This window comes from Nocardioides sp. (assembly GCF_031397825.1).
Taxonomy (GTDB): Bacteria; Actinomycetota; Actinomycetes; order Propionibacteriales; family Nocardioidaceae; genus Nocardioides.
In genome coordinates, this window is sequence record NZ_JANNML010000116.1 from 1 (window position 1) to 19,991 (window position 19,991).

A 19,991-nucleotide genomic window follows, 5' to 3' on the forward strand; every position below is an offset into this window, starting at 1 on the left:
GGCAATGTCGGCCCACCGGACGGCGGCAACGTCGGTCCACCGGACGGCGGCAACGTCGGCCCACCGGACGGCGGCTCAGCAGCTGGGTCACCGCCTTGGAGTTCGCGAACAGGGCTCGGATCTGCGAGTCGCGAGACGCCACGGTCTCGGACAGTCGGGCGATGCCGTCGAAGCTCGCCTCGATCTCGGGTGCTGCCTGGGTCATGGTCGTGGACACCACGTCGAGGGCCTGGACCAGCTGGTCCCGGTCGATCTCCTCCGTCGTGGTCGTCAGATCGCCGAAGACCCCGACGATGTCGTACGCCGACTCGGTGCGCTCCAGCGGGATCGGGGTGTCCTCGGCCAGCTGACCGTCGCCGGCCGGCGTCAGCTCGAGGTACTTCTCCCCCAGGAGGTTGAGGACCTCGATCGAGGCCTCGCTGTCCTTGCCGAACTCGACCCCGTGGTCGACCTCGAACTTCACGATGACCGTGGAGTTCTCGAGACTGACGTCCTGCACGCGCCCGACCCGGATGCCGCCGACCTGGACCAGGTTGCCGCGGTGGATGCCGCTCGCGTCGGCGAACACCGCCGTGTAGGACGTGCCGCCGAAGCCGGGGAACTTCGACAGGTTGAAGGCCGCGGCCATGATCACGAGCATCACGACCAGGCTCATCGCTCCGAGGCGGAGGATCTGGGCGTCGGTGTAGCGCTTCACGTCGTCATCACCTGTTGCACCGCGGCGCGCTCGAGTGGAACTCGATGTCGTCGAGGCCCGACAGGAGCTGGTTGAGCAGACCCTGGGGGATGCCCGGGACCTGGAGCTCCGGCAGGGTTATCTTCCCTGCGAAGCCGCAGATGTAGTAGTTGTACCAAGACCCGTAGGTGCCGGTCCTGGTCTGGTCGGTCATCGACTCGGGGAGCCGGTCGAGCAGCTCGACGACCTGCTCCTGGTTGGCCTTCTTGTTGAGCAGGACCGCGAGCTTGCGCAGCTCGGCGATGTCGGCCTTGAGCACTGGGCGGCTCTCGCGCAGCAGGTCGGCGAGGACCACCGTGAGGTCGCTGATGCTGCCCAGCGACGACCCGATGACGTCACGGTCGCGGGCCAGGTCGCCCATCCAGTCCTTGAGCTCCACCACCAGCGTGCTGAGCTGCTCGCGGCGGCTGTCGACGGTCTCCAGGGTGGTGCTCAGGTTGTCGATCACCTCGCCGACCAGCTGGTCGCGGTCCGCGAGCGCGTTGGTCAGCGACGCGGTGTTCTGCAGGAGGCCGCGGATCGTGCCGCCCTCCCCCTGGAGCACCTGGATGAGGTTCATCGTGAGCTCGTTGACCTGCTCGGGCTGGAGTGCCTGGAAGAGCGGCTTGAAGCCGTTGAACAAGGTGGTGAGGTCGAGGGCGGGGCTGGTCTGCTCGACCGGCAGGACGTCGTCCTCCTGGAGCGGCTGCGCGTCGGTGGAGACTCCCTCCTCGAGGGCGAGGTAGCGGTCGCCGACGAGGTTGAGGAACCGGATCTCCGCCCGGGCTGCGGTCGTCATGGGCACGTCGGCCTTGACCCGGAAGGTGACGAGCGCCTGGGTGCGGTCGTGGTGCTCCACCTTGCGGACCTCCCCCACGCTGACGCCGGCGATCCGGACGTCGTCGCCCTTCTCGAGCATCGAGGCGGAGGTGAAGACGGCGCGGTACTCACGACCGGCACCGAAGCCGAGGTTGCCCATGATCGCGGCGAGCAGCCCGGTGACGAGCACCGAGATGATCGTGAAGATCAGCAGCTTGACACCCGAGGAGACGAAGACGCTGTTGCGCGACATCAGGCACCACCTCCCCGGACCACGGGGGCGTAGAGCAGCGAGCCGAGGGAGCCGTAGCTCTCGGCGGCCCGTCCCGAGCGCCCGGCGAGGAGCGCGTTGACGACGGCCTGCTCGGCCTGGCTGCCGGCGTAGCCGCTGGACATGCCGGAGCCGAACCCCGCCGCAGCGGCCGCCTTGGACAGGCCCGGGACCGGCAGGATCGGGAGGTCGCTGGTGGGCGGGTTCTCGTCGATGTCGGAGCCGTCGGCGAACGAGTTGGGCCCGATCGGGACCGGCGGGAACGGCAGCCCGGAGCACCACGGGCCGTGACCGACCTCGCCGTACTCCGGCAGGTCGCTCTCGTCGTAGGCCTTGTACTGGGCCGTGCCGAACTCGATGAACTGCTTGACCTCGTTGCCCTCGAAGGTCTTGGCGAGCAGCGGGCGGTAACGGGCGGCGCCCTTGATCAGGCAGGGGAACTCGGGTGAGTAGATCTCGAGCAGCTTGAGCACCGGCGCGGTGACCTCACCGATGCGGATCAGGTCGGACTCGTTGTCGGAGAGGACCCGGGTGGTGGTGTCGGAGAGGCCCGCGACGTCGGTGAAGAAGACGTCGAGCTCCTGACGCTTCGCGACCACGGTCTTGCTGGTGACGGTGAGGTTGCGCAGCACCCCGATCAGGTCCGGTGCGGCGAGGTCGTAGGTGTCGGCGACCGCCGCCAGCTCGACGAGGTCCCGGCGCAGCGTGGGCAGGCTGTCGTCGATCGCGTCGAGGTAGGAGTCGAGCTCCTCGATGGTGTCACCGAGCTGGTCGCCGCGTCCGTCGAGCGCGGTGGCGAGGGCGTTAAGGGTCGCGTTGAGGTCTGCGGGACGGACCGCGCGCAGCAGCGGGAAGAGATCGGCCAGGATCTGGCTGAGCTCGACGTTGGTCTCGACCTGGCCGGCCGGGATCACCGAGCCGTCGCGCAACGGCGTGCCCCCCTGCTGCCCCGAGGGGATGAACGAGAGGAACTTCTGCCCGAAGAGCGTCGTGGGCAGGATCTGCACGCGGGCGTCCTCGGTGATCTCCTGCGCCGCCTCGGGCTCGAGCGCCACCTCGATCGAGGCCATCGCGCCGTCCTGCTCGACGCTGCGGACCTGGCCGATCAAGGCACCGTTGAGGCGCACGTCGCCGAACTTGGCGAGCTGGAGCCCGGCCCGGTCGGCCTTGACGGTCACCATGGTGACGGTGTCGAACTTCTTCTGGTAGATCGCCACCGACAGGTAGACCAGCGCAGCCATGGCGGTCAGGAAGACCACGCCGGCGACGAGGAGCCGGCGGTGCTCGGCCGGGGAGTCGTGGTGGATGTTGACGAGCATCGGCGACTACCCCGTGATCCGCACGGTCGTGGTCGAGCCCCAGATCGCGAAGCTCAGGAAGAAGTCGGCCACCACGGTGAAGACGATGCTCGTGCGGATCGCCCGGCCCACGGCCATGCCGACCCCGGCCGGGCCGCCCGACGCGGTGTAGCCGTAGTAGCAGTGGATCAGGATGATCGCCGCCGACAGGAAGAGCAGCTTGAAGAAGGACCAGAGGATGTCGATGGGTGGCAGGAACTGCAGGAAGTAGTGGTCGTAGGTGCCGGCCGACTGCCCGTAGATCAGCGTGGTGATCAGCCGCGGCGAGAGGTAGGAGGCGCTCAGCGCCACGACGTAGAGCGGAATGACGGCGATGAACGCCGCGATCATGCGGGTCGTGACCAGGAAGGGCAGCGACGGGATGCCCATGACCTCGAGGGCGTCGATCTCCTCCGAGATCCGCATGGCCCCGAGGCGCGCGGTGTAGCCGCAGCCGACAGTGGCCGCGAGCGCGATCGAGGAGATCAGCGGTGCGACCTCGCGGGTGTTGAAGTAGGCGGAGATGAACGCCGAGAACTTCGCGACCCCGAGCTGGCTCAGCGAGGCGTAGCCCTGGATGCCGACCTCGGTGCCGGCGAAGAACGCGAGGAACGCGATGACGCCGACGGTGCCGCCGATGAGGGTCAGTCCCCCGGCGCCGAAGGTGACCTCGGCCAGGGTGTTGGTGATCTCGCGGGGGTAGCGACGGATCGCCCGCGGGGTCCAGGCGAGGGCCTTGACGTAGAACATCAGCTGGTCGCCGTAGGCCTCGAGCGACGTGCGTCGCCCGTCGACGACGGCGCCTGCGATGGAGCTGATGGTGGCCATGTCAGATCCCCGGGGGCGGGATGACTTGGAAGTAGATGGCGGTGATCACGGCGTTGATGAAGAACAGCAGCATGAACGCCACGATCACCGACTCGTTGACCGCGCGACCCACGCCGCTGGGGCCGCCACCGGCGTTGAGGCCCTTGTAGGCACCGACGATCGCGGCCATGCCGCCGAAGACGACGGCCTTGATGATCGCGATGTAGAGGTCGGTGATGCTGGCCAGCGCCGTGAACGACGACAGGAACGCGCCGGCCGAGCCGCCCTGCACGATGACGGTGAAGAAGTAGCCGCCACCGATCCCCGCGGCAATGACGATGCCGATGATCATCAGCGCGACGAACATGGTGGCCACGACACGAGGCGCCACCAGGCGCTCGAGCGGGTCGACGCCGAGGACCTCCATGGCGTCGATCTCCTCGCGGATCTTGCGCGCACCGAGGTCCGAGCAGATCGCGGAGCCGGCCGCGCCCGCGATGATCAGCGCCGCCGCGATGGGCGCGGCCTCACGCACCACCGCGAGGACGGCCGTCGCGCCGGCGAAGGACTGGGCGCCCAGCTGTCCGGTGAGGTTGCCGACCTGGAGCGAGATGACCGCACCGAAGGGGATGGAGACCAGGATCGTCGGCATCAGCGTGACGCTGGTGATGAACCACGCCTGCTCCACGAACTCGCGGAACTGGAACGGCTTGGTGAAGATCCGCTTGACGACCTCCACGGTCATCGCGGCCAGCTCGCCGGGCCCACGGAGGACCGACACAGCATTGAGCGCCATCGATCCACCTCCCCATGTCTACAACGGGCGTCACACTAGAACGTGTTCTTGTTATCACACAACGAGACGCGTCCTTACGTCGTGCCCTCCCCGGCTCGACCCGTCACGAGCGACGGTCGCCACAGGCTAACCCCGTGACCGTCCCTAGGATGGGCGAAAAGCTCAACCCGAGGAATCCATCGTGAGCCGACTGGCAACCATCCGCGACCACCCCTCCGGCGTGCTGCTCGTCGCCCAGTTCTTCGCCGTGCTGTCCTACCCGTTCCTCGACGACTCCGCCGTCGGGCGCGGCGTGGTCGGGGTCGTGCAGATGGGGGTCGTGGGGCTCGCCCTCTGGGCCGTGCGACGCACGCCGGCGCTCAGCTGGATGGCGGTGCTCCTCGGCGGCCCGGCCCTGGTCTTCACGGTGCTCGAGGCTGCGCAACCGTCGACGGGGTGGATCGTGCTCGTGTCGGCGCTCTTCCACGCGCCGTTCTACTTCTACATCTCCTACGGGATGATCCGTTACCTCTTCCACGACGACTCGGTCACCCGCGACGAGCTCTTCGCGACCGGGGCCGCGTTCACCGTGGTCGCCTGGGGCTTCGCCTACGTCTACGCCGCGGCCCAGGTCGTCTGGCCGGGCTCCTTCGCCGGCAGCGAGGGCAGCGGCGAGCAGGCGTGGTTCGAGCTGCTCTACCTGTCCTTCACCACGCTCACCAGCGTCGGACTGTCCGACATCGTCCCCGTGCTGGACCACGCACGGTCGTTGGTGATGCTGGAGCAGGTCGCCGGTGTCTTCTACGTGGCGCTCGTCGTGGCCCGACTGGTCGGCCTCAACGCCATCCGCCACGCCAGGCCCAACGACGGGCACGACGGGCATGACGGCGGAGCGGCTCAGGCGACCTCGAAGATGTAGCCCGACCCGTCGATCGTGCGGATCCAGTTGTGGTCGCTGCCGGCCCGGCGCAGCTTGCGCCGCACGTTGCCGATGTGGACGTCGACGAGGAAGTCCGACTCGATGAACTCGCCCTGCCAGACCTCCCGCACGAGGTCACCGCGCTCCCAACCCGTGCCCGGCCGCGAGGCCAGGGCGTTGAGCAGGTCGAACTCCGCCGGCGTGAGCATGACCCGCTCACCGTCGAGCACGGCCACGTGGTGCGCGGCGTCGAGCACCAGCCCTCCCCCGACGTCGACCGGGCCGCGTGGCTTCGAGGCCGCCGGCGTGGTCGTCGGGTCATCGTCGGGGACGGGCGCCGAGACGGCGACCGCACCCAGGCGCGGCCGACGCAGGAGCGCCGACACCCGGGCGCGCACCTCGCGCGGAGAGAAGGGCTTGGCCATGTAGTCGTCGGCACCGACCTCCAGACCGACCAGACGGTCGATCTCGGCATCGCGGCCGGTGATCATCACGACGTAGGCGTCGCTGAACTCGCGCAGGGCGCGGCACACGTCCGTGCCGTCCATGTCCGGCAGCGACAGGTCCAGGGTCACCAGGTCGGGCTGCACGTCGCGGATCAGCTGCAGTGCCGACACGCCGTCCGAGGCGGTCGACACCTCGAGACCAGCTCCCTCGAGCACGTGCACCAGGAGGTCGCGGATGTCGTCGTCGTCGTCGACGATCACCGCCCGATGAGCTGATGTCATGCCCGTCACCTCCTGCCTAGCCTGGTCACTGACCAATCTAGCCAACGGTGGCGGGCAACGACGCAGCGCCACCGGCGTGGCTTGCTTGCACCGACTCGGGCCCGGGTGTGAGGCTTGTGCCCGAACGGCCGTGGGGGACGTTCACCTTCACCGCAAGCGACACCAGCCGAAGGATCACCTATGACTCCCCCAGCAGGCTCGACACGCGACCCGGTCGTCGAGGAACGCCGACAGCGTGCGGTCGAGAGCCTCCAGCTGTCCGAGGGCCAGAAGGACGAGCGCTTCGAGCGGATCACCCGCCTGGCCCGCACCGTCTTCGGCGTGCCGATGACCACGATCACGGTCCTGGACGCCGACCGAGCCTGGTTCCCCAGCTCCCAGGGGGTGGACGTGGCCGAGCTCCCCCGCGAGGAGACGTTCTGTGATCGCACCACGGACGAGGGTCGGCTCCTGATCGTCGAGGACGCTACGCAGGACGACCGCTTCCGGCACCTGCCCCTGGTGGAGCACGGCAACGTCCGGTTCTACGCCGGCCACCCGCTGCGCGATGCGATCGGCAACGTGGTCGGGACGTTCTGCATCTACGACATGAAGCCACGCACGCTCGAGGGTGACCTGCTGGTCGCCTTCCGCGACATGGCGGCCTGGGCCGAGCAGGAGCTCGTGTCGTCCGCGGAGATGTCGCAGGCCGGCCACGTGCAGGCCTCCATGCTGCCGGCCCGTGCCGTGCGCACGAACGGCTGGGAGATCAACGGGCTCTGCCTGCCTGCGTTGGCCGTGGGCGGCGACTTCTACGACTACGGCGTCACCAACGGCGTCGCCCATCTCGGGCTGGGCGACGTGATGGGCAAGGGCACCGGCGCTGCCCTCGTCGGTGCCGGGGTGCGTGCCGCGATCCGCGGCACCAATGCAGCCGTCACCGCCGGCGTCGACCTGGGCATCACCGCGACGCAGGTCGCCCGCAGCCTGCTGCCCGACCTCGAGCGCACGGAGTCGTTCGTGACGCTCTTCGAGGCCGCCATCGACCTCGAGGACGGCTTCACACGCTACGTCGACGCGGGCGCCGGGCTGTGCCTGCTCGTGCGCGGCGACGGCAGCGAGCAACGGCTGGACAGCAAGGACCGGCCCTTCGGGATCCTGCCCGACGACCACTGGACCGAGCACCAGGTCACCCTGGGGCATGGCAGTCGCCTGCTGGTCTTCAGCGACGGCCTCCTCGACCTGATCGACGACCCGATCGAGTGGTGGCACGAGGTCGGCGCCCTGGTCCGCAAGGCCGACGACGCGAGCACGCTCCTCGAGCTCGTCGCCCGCCTGGCCCGCGACCGCACAGCACTCGACGACGTCACCGCCGTGGCGGTGTTCCGCGCCCCCCCGGAGGGTGTCGCTCCGTGAGCCGTCGGCTGCTGCTGATCCGCGTCATCGTCATCCTGACGTCGCTGCTGGGTCTCAACTACGTCGTCTGGCGCTGGCTCTTCTCGGTCAACTGGGACGCGTGGTGGATCGCGGTGCCACTGGTCGTGGCGGAGAGCTACAGCCTGATCGACTCGCTGCTCTTCGGCCTGGGCATGTGGCGGCTCAAGGAGCGTGAGACTCCCCCGCCGCCGGAGCCGGGGCTCACGGTCGACGTCTTCATCGCCACCTACAACGAACCCATCGAGCTCGTGATGACGACGGCACGCGCCGCCAGGGCCATCACCTACCCGCACCAGACCTGGGTCCTCGACGACGGCAACCGACCCGAGATGCGCGCAGCCGCCGAGGCGGAGGGCATCGGGTGGATCACGCGGTCTGCCGAGTGGGCGGGCATGCCACGGCACGCCAAGGCCGGCAACCTCAACAACGCCCTCCTCACGACCGAGGGCGAGTTCCTGCTGATCCTCGACGCCGACATGATCCCGAAGCCCGAGATGCTGGACCACACCCTGGGCTTCTTCGTCGACGAGAGGATGGCCCTCGTCCAGACGCCGCAGTACTTCACGAACGTGCCGGAGGAAGACCCCCTGGGCAGCCAGGCACCGCTCTTCTACGGTCCGATCCAACAGGGCAAGGACGGCTGGAACTCCGCCTTCTTCTGCGGCTCCAATGCCGTCATCCGTCGTGAGGCCCTGATGCAGCTGGGCGTCTCACGCTACGTCGGCGAGGTGGAGGTGGGCGTCCACCGGGCGCTGAAGACGGCCCGTGCGGTGCTGCGCTCGGCGAGGCGCACGCTGGACCCCGGCGAGGCTCAGGCACGCGAGGCGCTCGACGCCATCCTCCAGGAGATCGGGCGGGCGCGCCGGGATCTCGCGCGCGGTGGCGCGCTCTTCGACGTGACCTACAGGTTCCAGAAGCGCGTCGGGGCCATCCGCAGGGACCTGGTGGCAGCCGACCTCGAGGCGCTCCAGTCGGACCTGGCGGTGATCGCGGAGCTCGACGGCATCGGCAGCGACCCCGACCTCGCGCTGGCCACGATGGACGACGAGGTCCTGCAGCAGATGGCCCACCGGGACTGGTCGCCCCTCGGCGCCGTCGAGACGGTGCAGGCCCTCGTCAACGCCATCGACGTCGACCGCGGTGGCGAGGCCCAGGCGGTGATGCCGATGGCGACCATCTCGGTCACCGAGGACATGGCGACCTGCATGCGGCTCCACGCACTGGGGTGGAAGTCGGCCTATCACGACGAGGTCCTGGCTCTGGGGCTGGCGCCCGAGGACCTGCAGACGATGCTGACCCAGCGGCTGCGCTGGGCCCAGGGCACCGTGCAGGTGATGTTCAAGGAGAATCCCCTCGTCCAGAAGGGACTGACCCTCGCCCAGCGCCTCATGTACTTCTCGACCATGTGGAGCTACATGTCGGGCTTCGCCGCGCTCGTCTACATCGGCGCACCGGTGGTCTACCTGACGCTCGGCGTCCTGCCCGTCAACGCCCTGAGCTTCGAGTTCTTCGTCCGGTTGATCCCCTTCCTCGTCATCAACCAGCTGCTGTTCTTCGTGGTGGCCGACGGACGCAAGACCTGGCGCGGCCAGCAGTACTCCCTCGCTCTCTTCCCGGTCTGGATCACGTCCTTCACGACGGCCTTCGGCAACGTCTTCCTCGGGCGCAGCCTCGACTTCGCCGTCACGCCCAAGACCAAGCGTGAGCCCACCGGCCCCGCCTGGCACCTGATCCGTCCCCAGCTGTGGGCGATGGGCCTGCTCGTCCTCGCGGTCCTCGCAGGGATCGCGCGGATGGCGTCGGGCCAGGCCAACATCCCGGGCAGCCTGTTCAACATGGTTTGGGTGGCCTTCGACCTGCTGATCTTCTCCGTCATCATCAAGGCCGCGCTCTACCGCGGCTACGAACCGTCCGACGAGTCCGACCCCGTGCCGGTGACTGCCGGCACTTCCCACCAAGGAGCATCATGATCGAGTTCGCGGTCCACACCCGAGACGACGGCATCGGCGTCGTCACACCGGAGGGTCGGCTCAACATGGTCTCGGCCCGGCGGCTCAAGGAGATCCTCTCCGAGCTCGTGAGCGGCGGTACCACCAGGATCGTCGTCGACCTGGGCGAGACCACCTTCCTCGATTCCTCGGGGCTGGGTGCCCTCATCGGGGGGCTCAAGTCGGCCCGACAGGCCGGCGGCGACCTGCGCATCGCCCGGGTGTCACCGGCAGTGATGACGGTCTTCGAGCTCACCAACCTCGACCGGGTGCTCCGGGCTCGTGAGTCGGTCGAGGGTGCCTTCGATGACTGATCCCGGTCCCGCACGGGTCGTCACGACCCTGGAGAGCCGCCTCGTGCTGTCGGCGCCGGCGACGCCGGAGATCATGGACCTGGTGCACGCCATGCTCGAGCACCTGTGGGGCACGTCTCCCGACATCTCGGACCGCGACCGCATGCGGTTCGAGATGTCGGTGATCGAGATCCTCGGCAACGTCGTGGAGCACGCCTACGCGGCCGACCACAGCGACATCCCCGGCCAGGACGGGCGACGCTTCGAGATCGTCGTGGGGATCACCGAGGAGAACCTGATGGCTCACCTAGGTGACAACGGGCTGCCCACCGAGCTCGATCTCAGCGGTGTCGCCATGCCCGACGCCCTGGCGGAGTCAGGACGCGGCCTGGCCCTCGCGACCGCCGCCCTGGACGACCTCTCCTACGAGCGCGTCGACGGCCGCAACCTCTGGGACCTCCTCTGCCTCCGGACTGCCGACTGATCGTGCAGCGCCACCTCCGGCCGGCCGTCGTCCTCGGCCTGGCAGCAGCGATGCTGCTGCCCCTCCTCACCCTTGCTCCAGTCGTCCCGGCGCACGCCGCTGTGGACGACACGATGCCGCGGCCCGAGCCCGGCGCTCCCTGGTTCGGTCCCGAGCTCGACATCGAGACCGCCGTGCCCCAGGACTACGCCGACGCGCTCGGCGCCGCACCCTCGTCCTTCACCTTCCAGGTCGACTACCCCATCAGCGGGGAGGACCAGGCCTTTCTCGAGCGTCAGGTGCGAGCGATCGCGACCCTAGGTGCGGTCGTCGTCGTCGACCTGCAGCCGCGCACGCCACTGGAGGGACTCGGACTCGCTGACGCCGAGGCCCTCGGGGAGCTCCTCGACGGGCTCCACGGCGAGCTCGGGACCTGGTTCCTCGCACGCTTCGGAGCCGAGATGAACGGCTCCTGGGAGCCGTGGGGCCAGCAGCCCGTCGCCTACAAGGCCGCCTTCCGCGTGCTCGCCGAGGGCCTGGACACGACGGCACCCCATGTGGAGACGGTCTGGTCGCCCGTCTACGGCTCCGGCTACCCCTACCGGGAGGAGCAGGGCGCCGACGGTGACATCGGGCTGCCCGACGAGGTCGACGTCGGGCCCCTGGACACCGACGGCGACGGGCGGCTGGCTCCCGGTGACGACCCCTACGGTCCGTACTTCCCCGGCGACGACGTCGTCGACTGGGTCGGTCTGACCCTCTACCGCTTCGGTCAGGACCAGGGGATCGAGAGCAACGTCGTCCCGAGCGGCGAGTTCGACGCGCGGCTCGCCGAGACCTGGGGCTACGGCGACGGCACCAACGGGCGGCCGTTCTACGACCGCTTCGCGGCCGCCGGGGACCGCCCCATGCTGGTGCAGACCTCGGCGCTCTACAACCCGGCCGTCGAGGGCGCGACGGAGCTCGAGCTCAAGCGGTCGTGGTGGCGCCAGGTGTTCGGCGGTGCCACCGACCACCCCCTGATCGGCCTCATCAGCTGGCTGGAGGTCGACCGCATCGAGCCGGAGGTCGACACCTCCGCGGTGGACTGGCGCGTCACGGCGGACCCCGAGATCGCGGCCGCGATCCGTTCCGACCTCGAGCGCTCCACGGTGGACCTGGGACCGGTCAGCGAGCCCGTCGAGGACACCACCCCCCGCGACGCCGACGGCAACCCGATCAGCGACGGTGGCTCCTTCGTGCCCGCGCCCGGCAGTGACCTCCCGGCCGGGGTGACTCCAGACCCGGCCTCCCGTGCTCTCGGCATCGGCGGTCTGGTGCTCCTGGGGCTGCTCGTCCTGGCGCTGCTGGTCCGCGCACGGCCCAGCTGGGCAGGTCCGGTCGAAGCCGATGCCTCTCGCGATCCCCGGCTGGACCTGGTGCGTGGGGCGCTGGTCGTCCTGGTGGTGGCAGGTCACGTCGCCGTCGTCCTGGGACACCTCGACACCGCTCGTTCGGCTCTCGGGGTGCTTCCGGTCGCCGAGGCGCTGGTGCTGCTCTCCGGCCTCTCGATCGCGTCCTCCCCCGTCGTGCGCTCCCTGAAGCGCGCCGGCCGCCTCTACGCTGCTGCCGTCCTGACCGCACTGGGGGTCTACGTCGCCAGCCTCGTCCCCGGTGCCAGGGCCGAGCGGCTCCTGGGGCTCCGCGACCCCGCCACCGGCGAGGTGCGCGACCTGTTCCCCGACGCCGACCACCTCTTCGACTACCCCACACCGTGGGACGCGGCGCGTCGCCTGCTGCTCCTGGAGATGGGCCCGTGGGCCACCAGCATCCTGGGTCTGTTCGTGCTCCTCGGGCTCGTGGTCCCGCTCGTGCTGCTCCTGCTGCGGAGACGTCTGTCGTGGGTGGCACTCGTCCTGTCCTGGGGGCTCTGGGGACTCGCTCAGACCTGGCACCCCACCTGGTCGCCTGCCCAGTTCGCCGACACCTACCCACCGCTGGCCTGGCAGCTCCTCTTCGTCCACGGCCTGGTCCTGGGACACCACCGTCGTGCGGTCGCCGCCTGGCTCCGCGGCAGGACCGGCACGCTGGTCGCCGGTCTTGCCGTCGCGGCGTACGCCGTCGGGGTCGGGTGGTGGTGGGCCGACGGCGGCACCCTGGACGCAGACCTCGTGGCCGGCGTCGACCTGCCGGTAGGACGCATCGCGCTCGTCACGGCCACGGCACTGGTCGCCACGGCCCTCGTCACGGCCTGCTGGCGCCCTCTGGCCTCGACCGTCGCCAGGGTGCTCGTGCCCGTCGGTCGTCACGCGCTGGGAGTCCTCGTCGCGCACGTCGCGGTGCTGTTCGTCATCGCCACCGTCATCGACCGGTAGGGCTCCCGACGTCAGGCCAGGACGCCGGACTCGAGCTGGGTCCGGTCGATCACGGCGCGCGCCTTCCGGCGGTAGCGCCAGATCTGCAGGAGCCCGATCCCCCACAGGACGTACTGCGAGCTCATCGCCCACCGGAAGGCCTCGGGTGTGTACGCCGTGCTGGCACCGGGGGTGCGCCAGTCGAGGATGACGCCGATCGCCACCACGAGGATCAGGGACGCCGTGAACCCGGCCTGGTTGATGATGCCGCTGGCGCTCGCGAGCCGCTCGACGGGGTTGGAGGTGCGCCCCAGGTCGAAGCCGATCATCGATGCTGGCCCGCCCACGCCCGCGACGAGCACGAGGAGCACCAGCAGCGGTAGCGGGGCCTCACCCGGCCAGACGAGCACCACGGTCCACACCGCCACGATCGACCAGACGATGGTGAGCACGATCGTCGAGCGGTGCCAGGGATGCCGGCCGATCAGCCAGCCGAGCACCGGCCCGCTGACCATGACGGCCACGATCATCAAGGACAGCAACACCCCTGCCTGACGTGACGAGAGCCCCTCTCCGCGGACGAGGAAGGGGTAGCCCCAGAGCAGGGACAGCGCAGTGGCGCTGAACTGGGTCGAGAAGTGCATCCAGAAGCCCAGCCGGGTGCCCGGGTGCGCCCAGGAGGCCGCCAGGGTCTGGCGGACCGCACCCCACGACATCCGCGGCCCGCGCAGGTTGCGCCCGTCGGGCGAGTCGTGGACGGCGACCAGGATCGCGACCGCCAGCACGGCGCCCAGCACGGCCGCGCCGAGGTAGGCGGTGGTCCAGCCCCAGCGACCCAGCGCGTAGGTCATGGGGATCGCCGCCCCGATGGCACCGACCTGCCCGAGGGTGCCGGTCAGCTGCGTGACGAAGGGGACGCGGCGGGCGGGGAACCAACGGCTGACCAGCCTGAGCACGCAGATGAAGGTCAGCGCGTCGCCGACCCCGACGAGGGTGCGGGCGAGCAGGGCCAGCGGATAGCTCTCGGCGACCGCGAACAACGCCTGGGCGCCGGTCAGCAGCAGCGTCCCGGCCAGCATGACGCTGCGCGACCCGAAGCGGTCGACGAGCAGCCCGACGGGGATCTGCATGCCGGCGTAGACGAGCAGCTGGAGCATCGTGAAGGCCGCCAGCTGCGAGGCGGAGATGTCGAAGCGCTCGCTGGCCGCGAGGCCGGCGACCGCCAGGGACGAGCGGTGGAAGACGGCGACGAGGTAGACCGCGAGGCCAACGCCCCAGACCGTCAGCACGGTCCTGGTCGGCGGCTCGGCTGTCACCCCTCGATCGTAGGGGCGTCAGTCGAGGCAGAGCTCGTTGCCCTCCGGGTCCTGCAGCACCAGGAAGCCGTGGCTGAGCGGCGGCTCCGGCTCGTGGCGCTCCACGCGCGTCGCGCCGAGGGCGACCAGCCGCTCTCCCTCCGCCTCCAGCGCGGCCATCCGCTCCTCCCCCTGGAGTCCCGGCGCCGCCCGGACGTCGAGGTGCACCCGGTTCTTGGCGGACTTGCCCTCCGGGACGACCTGGAAGAACAGCCGCGGGCCGGTGCCCGTCGGGTCGTGACAGGCCGACCGGGTGTTGCGCTGGTCGGGTGGCACCCCGAACGCCTCGAGTGCGGCGTCCCACGTGTCGAAGCCCGGCGGCGGCGGGTCGACCTCGTAGCCGAGGGCCGCGCACCAGAAGCCCGCCAGGGCTGCCGGGTCGGCACAGTCGAAGGTCACCTGGATCTCTCTGACGTCCATGCACGTAGACGTTAGGCACGACCACCGACACCCGTCGAGACGTGCTGCCAGCCGGACCCGGCGGGCCTCCTAGGGTGAGGTGGTGACTGACCGGGGACGCACGCCGCTGACCGGCGTGACGCTCGTCGTGTCGGTGACCGTGCTCCTCTCGGTGCTGCTCTCGCTCGTCGGCGTGCCGTCGGCGGTGCTCTTCGGCTCGCTGCTCGGAGGCATGGCCCACGCGCTCACCTCGCCCACCGAGATCAAGGTGCCGGCCGCCGCGTTCCGCCTCGGGCAGGCCCTCATCGGGGTCACCATCGGCACCCTGGTCAGCGTCGAGGCGCTGCGCCGCATGGGCGGCGAGATCGGGCCGGTCCTGCTGGTCACCCTGGGCACCGTCGTGCTCAGCCTCCTGGCGGGGCGGCTCCTGGCACTGCGACGTGACGTCTCCCCCGTGACCGGCGCCTTCGCCCTCGTCGCCGGGGGTGCCTCCGGGGTCGTCGCAGTCGCGCGCGACCTCGGGGCGGACGACCGGGTCGTGACGGTCGTGCAGTACCTCCGGGTCCTGATCGTGCTCGTCACCATGCCGCTGGTGACCGCCGTCGTGTTCGACCCCGCCTCGGGCGTGGGGACGCTCGAGGGATCCGGAGGCTCCCTGGCCGCCTCGACGGCGTACGTCGCCCTCGCCGTCGGCGGGGGCCTCCTGGTGGCGCGGCTCGTGCCCGTCTCGACGATGACCCTGCTCGCCCCGCTCACCATCGCCGCGGTCGTCGTGTCCGCCGGGTGGCTCGGGGAGGTGTCGGTGCCGGTCCCGCTGCAGTGGCTCGGCTACGCCCTGATCGGCGTCCAGGTCGGGCTGCGCTTCACCCGGGCCAGCCTGGCGGCGATCACCCGGATGCTGCCGGTGGTGACCGGACTCATCGTCGCCATGATCGTGCTGTCGGCCCTCATGGGATCGGCGCTCGCCTGGCTGACGCCGGTCGACGGGCTCACCGCCTACCTCGCCACGACCCCGGGCGGACTCTTCGCCGTCCTCGCCACTGCCGCGGACAGCGGCTCGGACGTCACCTACGTCATGGCGGTGCAGCTGTTCCGGTTGCTGGTGATCCTCCTGCTGACCCCGCTGCTGGCCCGGTGGCTGCGCGCTCACGAGGGTCGGTAGGTTCGTCCCGTGGAGACAGACGAGGTCCTGACCCTGCTCCGGGACGTGGCCGAGGAGGTCATCAACCCGCGTTTCCAGGCCCTGAGCGCCCACGAGGTCTCGGAGAAGGACCCCGGTGACCTGGTGACCGTCGCCGACCACGAGGCCGAGGTGCTCCTCACCGACGCGTTGCTGCGCGCCTACCCCGACGCGGTGATCCTCGGCGAGGAGGCGACGGCGGCCGACCCGTCGTTGCTGGAGCGCTACGCCGCCGCCGAGCACACGTTCACCGTCGACCCCGTCGACGGCACGAAGAACTTCGTCAACGGCTCGCCCGACCACGCGGTGATGGTGGCCGAGCTGCGCGGCGGCGAGGTCGTGCGCAGCTGGATCTGGCAGCCCCAGCACCAGGTCGCCTACGTCGCCGAGCGCGGAGCCGGCGCCTGGCGCAACGGCGAGCGCCTGGTCCGGGCTCCCCTCGGCGACGACCTGCGCGGGGTCACCTCGCGCCGCAGCTGGTTGGGACGCGCGCTCGGCACGCTGCGCGCGCTCGACCTCACCTGGGTCTGCTGCGGGGTCGACTACCCGCACCTGGTCGAGGGCGCCGCCGACTACGCCCTCTACTGGGTCGCGAAGCCGTGGGACCACGCCCCGGGCTCGCTCCTGCTCCACGAGGCGGGTGGTCACGTCGGGATGTTCGGCGGCGAGGCCTACCGACCGCAGGACCCGACCGTCCGCGGCCTGGTCGCGGCGGCCGACCGTGCGACGTACGAGCTGGTGCAGGGGCTGGTCGGGGCCCTACCGCGACGCTGACGCCGGGCTCACGGGTCGGACCGTGAGCGCCTGCGACATCGTCCCGACCGGGCCGTCGACGTCGTGCAGCACGGTGCTGGTGATGCCGAGGCCTCCGACGCCGAAGGAGACGGTGGTGTCGAAACCGACCCAGCCGCCGGACGGTGGGCGCAGCACGTGGGCCGTCAGGTCGACGTTGGGGAAGGCGACCTGACCGGGGTCGGCACGCACGACCATCCCGTTGGCGATGTCGACGGTGCCGAAGGTCGCCGCGAGCGCGCTGACGTCCTCGTCGGCGAGCAGCGGGACGCGCGGGCGCACCCAGAAGGTGCCACGGCCGGGCTCGTGGAGGTGCCGCCGCACGTCGACCGAGGCGATGAAGCCGCCGGGCCAGAGCGTCGTCCCGTCCCACCGGGGATGGTCGTCGGGCCCCGGGATCGGCGGCAGCGCCGTCCCCGCGAGCTGGTCGGTCTCCCCCGGCTGCAGGAGCCAGGCCCGGAGACGTACGACGTCGCGGCCGGCGTGGCGCAGCCGTGCCTCGACCAGCTCGATCGTGCGACCGGGGCGCAGGACCTGGACCGCGATCTCGACGACGTCCACCGGCATCGTGCCGAGGATGTCGAAGGACACCCGCGCCACGAGCGCTGGGTCGTCGCGCCTACCGACCCGATCGGCCTCCACGGCGTGCACCATCAGCCCGAGCGCCGGTGCGACGTGCTGCGTGGCGGTGTCCCACGCGCCGCCGACGTGGTCGGTCGCCCGGAAGGTCCCCGTGGCGAGGCGGTGGAAGTAGGCCGTGTCGTCTCCCGAGGTCACCGCGTCATTGTGCCTGGACCCGTCGTAGGCTCCCGACATGCCTCGGGTGGTCCTCATGTGCGGCCCCTCGGGCTCCGGGAAGTCGACGCACGCGCGGCGTCTCGAGGCCGGCGGGATGGTGCGGCTGTCCTTCGACGTCGAGATGTGGCGCCGTGGCATCCGGACCGTCCCGCTGCCGCCGGAGGTGCGCGCCGAGATCGAGTCGGAGCTCCGCGCGAGGCTGCTCGACCTCATCGCCAACGGCCGCGACGTGGTCCTGGACTTCTCGTTCTGGTCGCGGGCGATGCGTGACGACTACCGGCGCCTGCTCGCCGAGGTGGGGGTCGTCCCCGAGACGATCTACCTCGCCACCGACCGCGAGACCGTGCTCGCGCGGGTGCGGACCCGGCTCGGCAGCGACGCCGACGACTTCGTGCTCCCCGAGACGCTCGCTGCCGAGCACTACGACCACTTCGAGGTCCCCACCCCCGACGAGGGTCCGCTCACCGTCCTCGTGTGACGCCGTCCGGGCGTCCGGCGGCCACGTGACGCCGAGTCGGCGCAGTGTTGCACCGGGTACGCCGAGTCGGCGCAATGTTGCACCGCGCGTGCCGAGTCGGCGCACTCCTCAAGACCCAGCTGCTCGCCCTGGTCGCGGCGGGGCGCGACGTGGTGCTCGACTTCTCGTCCTGGTCGCGGTCGATGCGCGACGACTACCGCGGGGTCCTGGCGGGCCCCGATGTCCCCGAGGCCGTCGACCTGTCACGGATCGCGCGAGCCTCCTCGCACGTGTGCGCGCCTGCAGCGGCGCCCACCCCGACGACCACGTCCTCCCGGACGGCCTCGCCGCCTTCCACCACGACGATCTCGAGCCGCCCGGCGACCACGAGGGCCCCCTCACCGTCCTCGGCTGAGCCCACCCAAGAAATCCCCAAGGATGGTGACGCACCGTGGGGCCGACAACGCCAGACCGCATGCTCTCCGACCTCGAGGCGGACCTCCTGCATGCCGGCACCCGACCCTCGGAGGACGACATGCGAGGAATGCCAGCCAGGGGCATCCGCGCCTGCCTGCAGGGTGTCGCGGCACGGCGGTTGCTGGTGGCGGGGTTGGCGGCGACGACGGTCGTGGTGGTCACGGCGTCGACCTTGGCGGGCCGCAGCGCTCCGCTCGTCGCCAGCGCATCGTTCGGGGTGGGACCGGACGTCACAGAGCAGTCGGTACAGGCGGTACAGGCGATACAGGCGATACAGGCGATACAGGCGATGCAGGCGATGCAGGCGCCCATCCTCTCGGCCGGCCAGGCGTGGGGGCAGCAGCGCAACGGCACCGCCAAGCTCCCGGCGTCGGCCTACGCCGACTTGGACGTCCCGACGACGGCGCTCCTGGCCTACCAGCGCGCTGCCTTGGTGATCGGCCGGGCCGATGCCTCCTGCGGTCTGTCGTGGACCCTCCTCGCAGCGATCGGCCGTGCAGAGTCCGACCACGGCCGCTCTGGTGGCGCTCACCTCCTGCCTGACGGGACCTCGAGCCCCGCCATCCGTGGCGTGGCCCTCGACGGCACCGGGCCGGTTTCGGGGATCCGCGACACCGATGGCGGTCGGGTCGACGGGGATCCACAGTGGGACCGGGCGGTCGGGCCGATGCAGCTCCTCCCCTCGACCTGGTCGGTCATCGGCGTCGACGGGGACGGGGACTCGCTGCGCTCACCCGACGACATCGATGACGCCGCGCTCGCCACGGCCGTGTTCCTCTGCAGCGCTCCCGACGACCTGACCACCCGAAGCAGGCAGCGCACAGCCGTCCACCTCTACAACCCTTCGAGCGCCTACGTCTCGAGCGTCCTCATCATGGAGCGCGCCTACCGCCTGGGCGACTACGACACCCCAGAGCAGGTCATCCCCGGCACCTCGCTCTGGACACTGGCAATCGAGGATCTCTCCGTCAGCGGTCCTGGTGATCTTGGGCTCCACGAGGATCACGACGCGCTCGCTGCCGTGGCGCGGCACTTTGCCTCGTGGCAGGATGCACCTTCTCGAACACCTCCCGGACCTGCCGTCGAAGCGCTCCCAGGCATCACTGCGTCCCCCTCCACCACGCCCGCCTCGGCTCCGACACCAACCCCGGCCCCGGCCCCGACACCCCCGCCGACACCCCCTCCGACACCCCCTCCGACACCCCCTCCGACACCCCCGCCGACACCCCCGCCGGGTCCTCCCCTCTCGCCTCCGTCACCACCGACCCCGGGGGGAGATCCCGCCCCCACCCCGACACCGCCACCGGATCCCCCCGTGGAGTCCGAGCCGGATCCAACCCCCTCGCCGATCGCGCTGACCGGGACACTCACCTTCTGCGAACTCCGTTGGTGCCTTGACGGTCTGCCTCTCGACCTGGGTGACTCCGACTTCCTCGCGGGGACAGCCGGCGCGGACCTCGACGGCGACGGTGACCTGAGGTCGTACTTCGACGAGATCAACGGCCTCGTGGGCACCGAGGTGCGCGTGATCGTCGCGCCCGACACCGCGCCGGCGCAGGTCCTGGTGCTCAACGGCCTGCCTTACGACGGGTCCGGGAAGTGACGTGACCTGAGAGCTCGCTTCACGTCACCGGCGACAGCCGCGGTGGAAGAGGCGCGACTTCTTCGT

Annotated in this window: 20 protein-coding genes; 11 read left to right on the forward strand and 9 right to left on the reverse strand. The window is 70.4% G+C overall.

Features of this window, described 5'->3' with window-relative positions:
- From RMN98_RS09980 to RMN98_RS10000, 5 genes are all read right to left on the reverse strand, one after another.
- Window positions 1-697 (reverse strand): MlaD family protein (locus RMN98_RS09980; protein WP_309648662.1); only part of this gene is annotated, 697 nt, incomplete at its 3' end.
- Between the two features lie 7 nt (window positions 698-704).
- Window positions 705-1,787, reverse strand: coding sequence for an MCE family protein (locus RMN98_RS09985; RefSeq protein ID WP_309648663.1), 1,083 nt, complete (start codon window positions 1,785-1,787; stop codon window positions 705-707).
- Window positions 1,787-3,124: an MCE family protein gene (locus RMN98_RS09990; protein WP_309648664.1), complete on the reverse strand. Its 1,338-nt coding sequence runs from the start codon at window positions 3,122-3,124 to the stop codon at window positions 1,787-1,789. The genes RMN98_RS09985 and RMN98_RS09990 overlap by 1 nt, the downstream gene beginning before the upstream one ends.
- A gap of 6 nt (window positions 3,125-3,130) precedes the next feature.
- Window positions 3,131-3,970, reverse strand: coding sequence for an ABC transporter permease (locus RMN98_RS09995; RefSeq protein WP_309648665.1), 840 nt, complete (start codon window positions 3,968-3,970; stop codon window positions 3,131-3,133).
- Between the two features lies 1 nt (window position 3,971).
- Window positions 3,972-4,745 (reverse strand): ABC transporter permease, encoded by a 774-nt coding sequence (locus RMN98_RS10000; protein WP_309648666.1) that lies wholly within the window; start codon window positions 4,743-4,745, stop codon window positions 3,972-3,974.
- A 181-nt stretch (window positions 4,746-4,926) separates the two neighbouring features.
- Between RMN98_RS10000 and RMN98_RS10005 the strand changes: the two genes are divergently transcribed.
- Window positions 4,927-5,643 carry a potassium channel family protein gene (locus tag RMN98_RS10005; RefSeq protein WP_309648667.1) on the forward strand — a complete coding sequence of 239 codons (717 nt, stop codon included), beginning with the start codon at window positions 4,927-4,929 and terminating at the stop codon, window positions 5,641-5,643.
- Here the strand turns inward: RMN98_RS10005 and RMN98_RS10010 are convergent.
- Window positions 5,622-6,371, reverse strand: a complete 750-nt coding sequence (locus RMN98_RS10010; RefSeq protein ID WP_309648668.1) for a response regulator transcription factor — start codon at window positions 6,369-6,371, stop codon at window positions 5,622-5,624. The genes RMN98_RS10005 and RMN98_RS10010 overlap by 22 nt on opposite strands.
- Window positions 6,372-6,551: 180 nt before the next feature.
- Between RMN98_RS10010 and RMN98_RS10015 the strand changes: the two genes are divergently transcribed.
- From RMN98_RS10015 to opgC, 5 genes are read left to right on the forward strand one after another with little or no spacing between them, the layout of a single operon-like run.
- Complete coding sequence (locus tag RMN98_RS10015) at window positions 6,552-7,766, forward strand: SpoIIE family protein phosphatase (protein ID WP_309648669.1); 1,215 nt, start codon at window positions 6,552-6,554, stop codon at window positions 7,764-7,766.
- Window positions 7,763-9,757: a glycosyltransferase family 2 protein gene (locus tag RMN98_RS10020; protein WP_309648670.1), complete on the forward strand. Its 1,995-nt coding sequence runs from the start codon at window positions 7,763-7,765 to the stop codon at window positions 9,755-9,757. The genes RMN98_RS10015 and RMN98_RS10020 overlap by 4 nt, the downstream gene beginning before the upstream one ends.
- Window positions 9,754-10,089 (forward strand): STAS domain-containing protein, encoded by a 336-nt coding sequence (locus RMN98_RS10025; RefSeq protein WP_309648671.1) that lies wholly within the window; start codon window positions 9,754-9,756, stop codon window positions 10,087-10,089. Before RMN98_RS10020 ends, RMN98_RS10025 begins: the two co-directional genes overlap by 4 nt.
- A complete protein-coding gene (locus tag RMN98_RS10030) occupies window positions 10,082-10,552 on the forward strand; it encodes an ATP-binding protein (RefSeq protein WP_309648672.1) in 471 nt (156 codons plus the stop codon). The genes RMN98_RS10025 and RMN98_RS10030 overlap by 8 nt, the downstream gene beginning before the upstream one ends.
- A gap of 2 nt (window positions 10,553-10,554) precedes the next feature.
- Window positions 10,555-12,885, forward strand: coding sequence for an OpgC domain-containing protein (gene opgC / locus RMN98_RS10035; protein ID WP_309648673.1), 2,331 nt, complete (start codon window positions 10,555-10,557; stop codon window positions 12,883-12,885).
- Window positions 12,886-12,896: 11 nt separating this feature from the next.
- Here opgC and RMN98_RS10040 read toward each other — a convergent pair whose 3' ends face one another.
- Together RMN98_RS10040 and RMN98_RS10045 are read right to left on the reverse strand one after the other, a co-directional pair.
- The gene (locus RMN98_RS10040) at window positions 12,897-14,180 is read right to left on the reverse strand and encodes an MFS transporter (protein WP_309648674.1); all 1,284 of its coding nucleotides are present in this window, start codon (window positions 14,178-14,180) and stop codon (window positions 12,897-12,899) included.
- Window positions 14,181-14,198: 18 nt separating this feature from the next.
- Window positions 14,199-14,639, reverse strand: a complete 441-nt coding sequence (locus RMN98_RS10045; protein WP_309648675.1) for a VOC family protein — start codon at window positions 14,637-14,639, stop codon at window positions 14,199-14,201.
- A gap of 82 nt (window positions 14,640-14,721) precedes the next feature.
- On the opposite strand from RMN98_RS10045, the gene RMN98_RS10050 reads away from it, so the two are divergent.
- Both RMN98_RS10050 and RMN98_RS10055 read left to right on the forward strand, forming a co-directional pair.
- Entirely contained in the window at window positions 14,722-15,780 is a 1,059-nt protein-coding gene (locus tag RMN98_RS10050) for an AbrB family transcriptional regulator (protein WP_309648676.1), read from the forward strand.
- 9 nt (window positions 15,781-15,789) lie between these two features.
- Window positions 15,790-16,572, forward strand: coding sequence for an inositol monophosphatase (locus tag RMN98_RS10055; protein ID WP_309648677.1), 783 nt, complete (start codon window positions 15,790-15,792; stop codon window positions 16,570-16,572).
- Here RMN98_RS10055 and RMN98_RS10060 read toward each other — a convergent pair.
- Window positions 16,558-17,367, reverse strand: coding sequence for a thioesterase family protein (locus RMN98_RS10060; RefSeq protein ID WP_309648678.1), 810 nt, complete (start codon window positions 17,365-17,367; stop codon window positions 16,558-16,560). The genes RMN98_RS10055 and RMN98_RS10060 overlap by 15 nt on opposite strands.
- Before the next feature lie 37 nt (window positions 17,368-17,404).
- Here RMN98_RS10060 and RMN98_RS10065 point away from each other — a divergent pair, with 37 nt between their 5' ends.
- From RMN98_RS10065 to RMN98_RS10075, 3 genes are all read left to right on the forward strand, one after another.
- Complete coding sequence (locus RMN98_RS10065; protein WP_309648679.1) at window positions 17,405-17,866, forward strand: ATP-binding protein; 462 nt, start codon at window positions 17,405-17,407, stop codon at window positions 17,864-17,866.
- Between the two features lie 271 nt (window positions 17,867-18,137).
- Window positions 18,138-18,260, forward strand: a complete 123-nt coding sequence (locus RMN98_RS10070) for a hypothetical protein (protein WP_309648680.1) — start codon at window positions 18,138-18,140, stop codon at window positions 18,258-18,260.
- A 60-nt stretch (window positions 18,261-18,320) separates the two neighbouring features.
- Window positions 18,321-19,925, forward strand: a complete 1,605-nt coding sequence (locus tag RMN98_RS10075; protein ID WP_309648681.1) for a hypothetical protein — start codon at window positions 18,321-18,323, stop codon at window positions 19,923-19,925.
- Window positions 19,926-19,991: the final 66 nt, after the last annotated feature.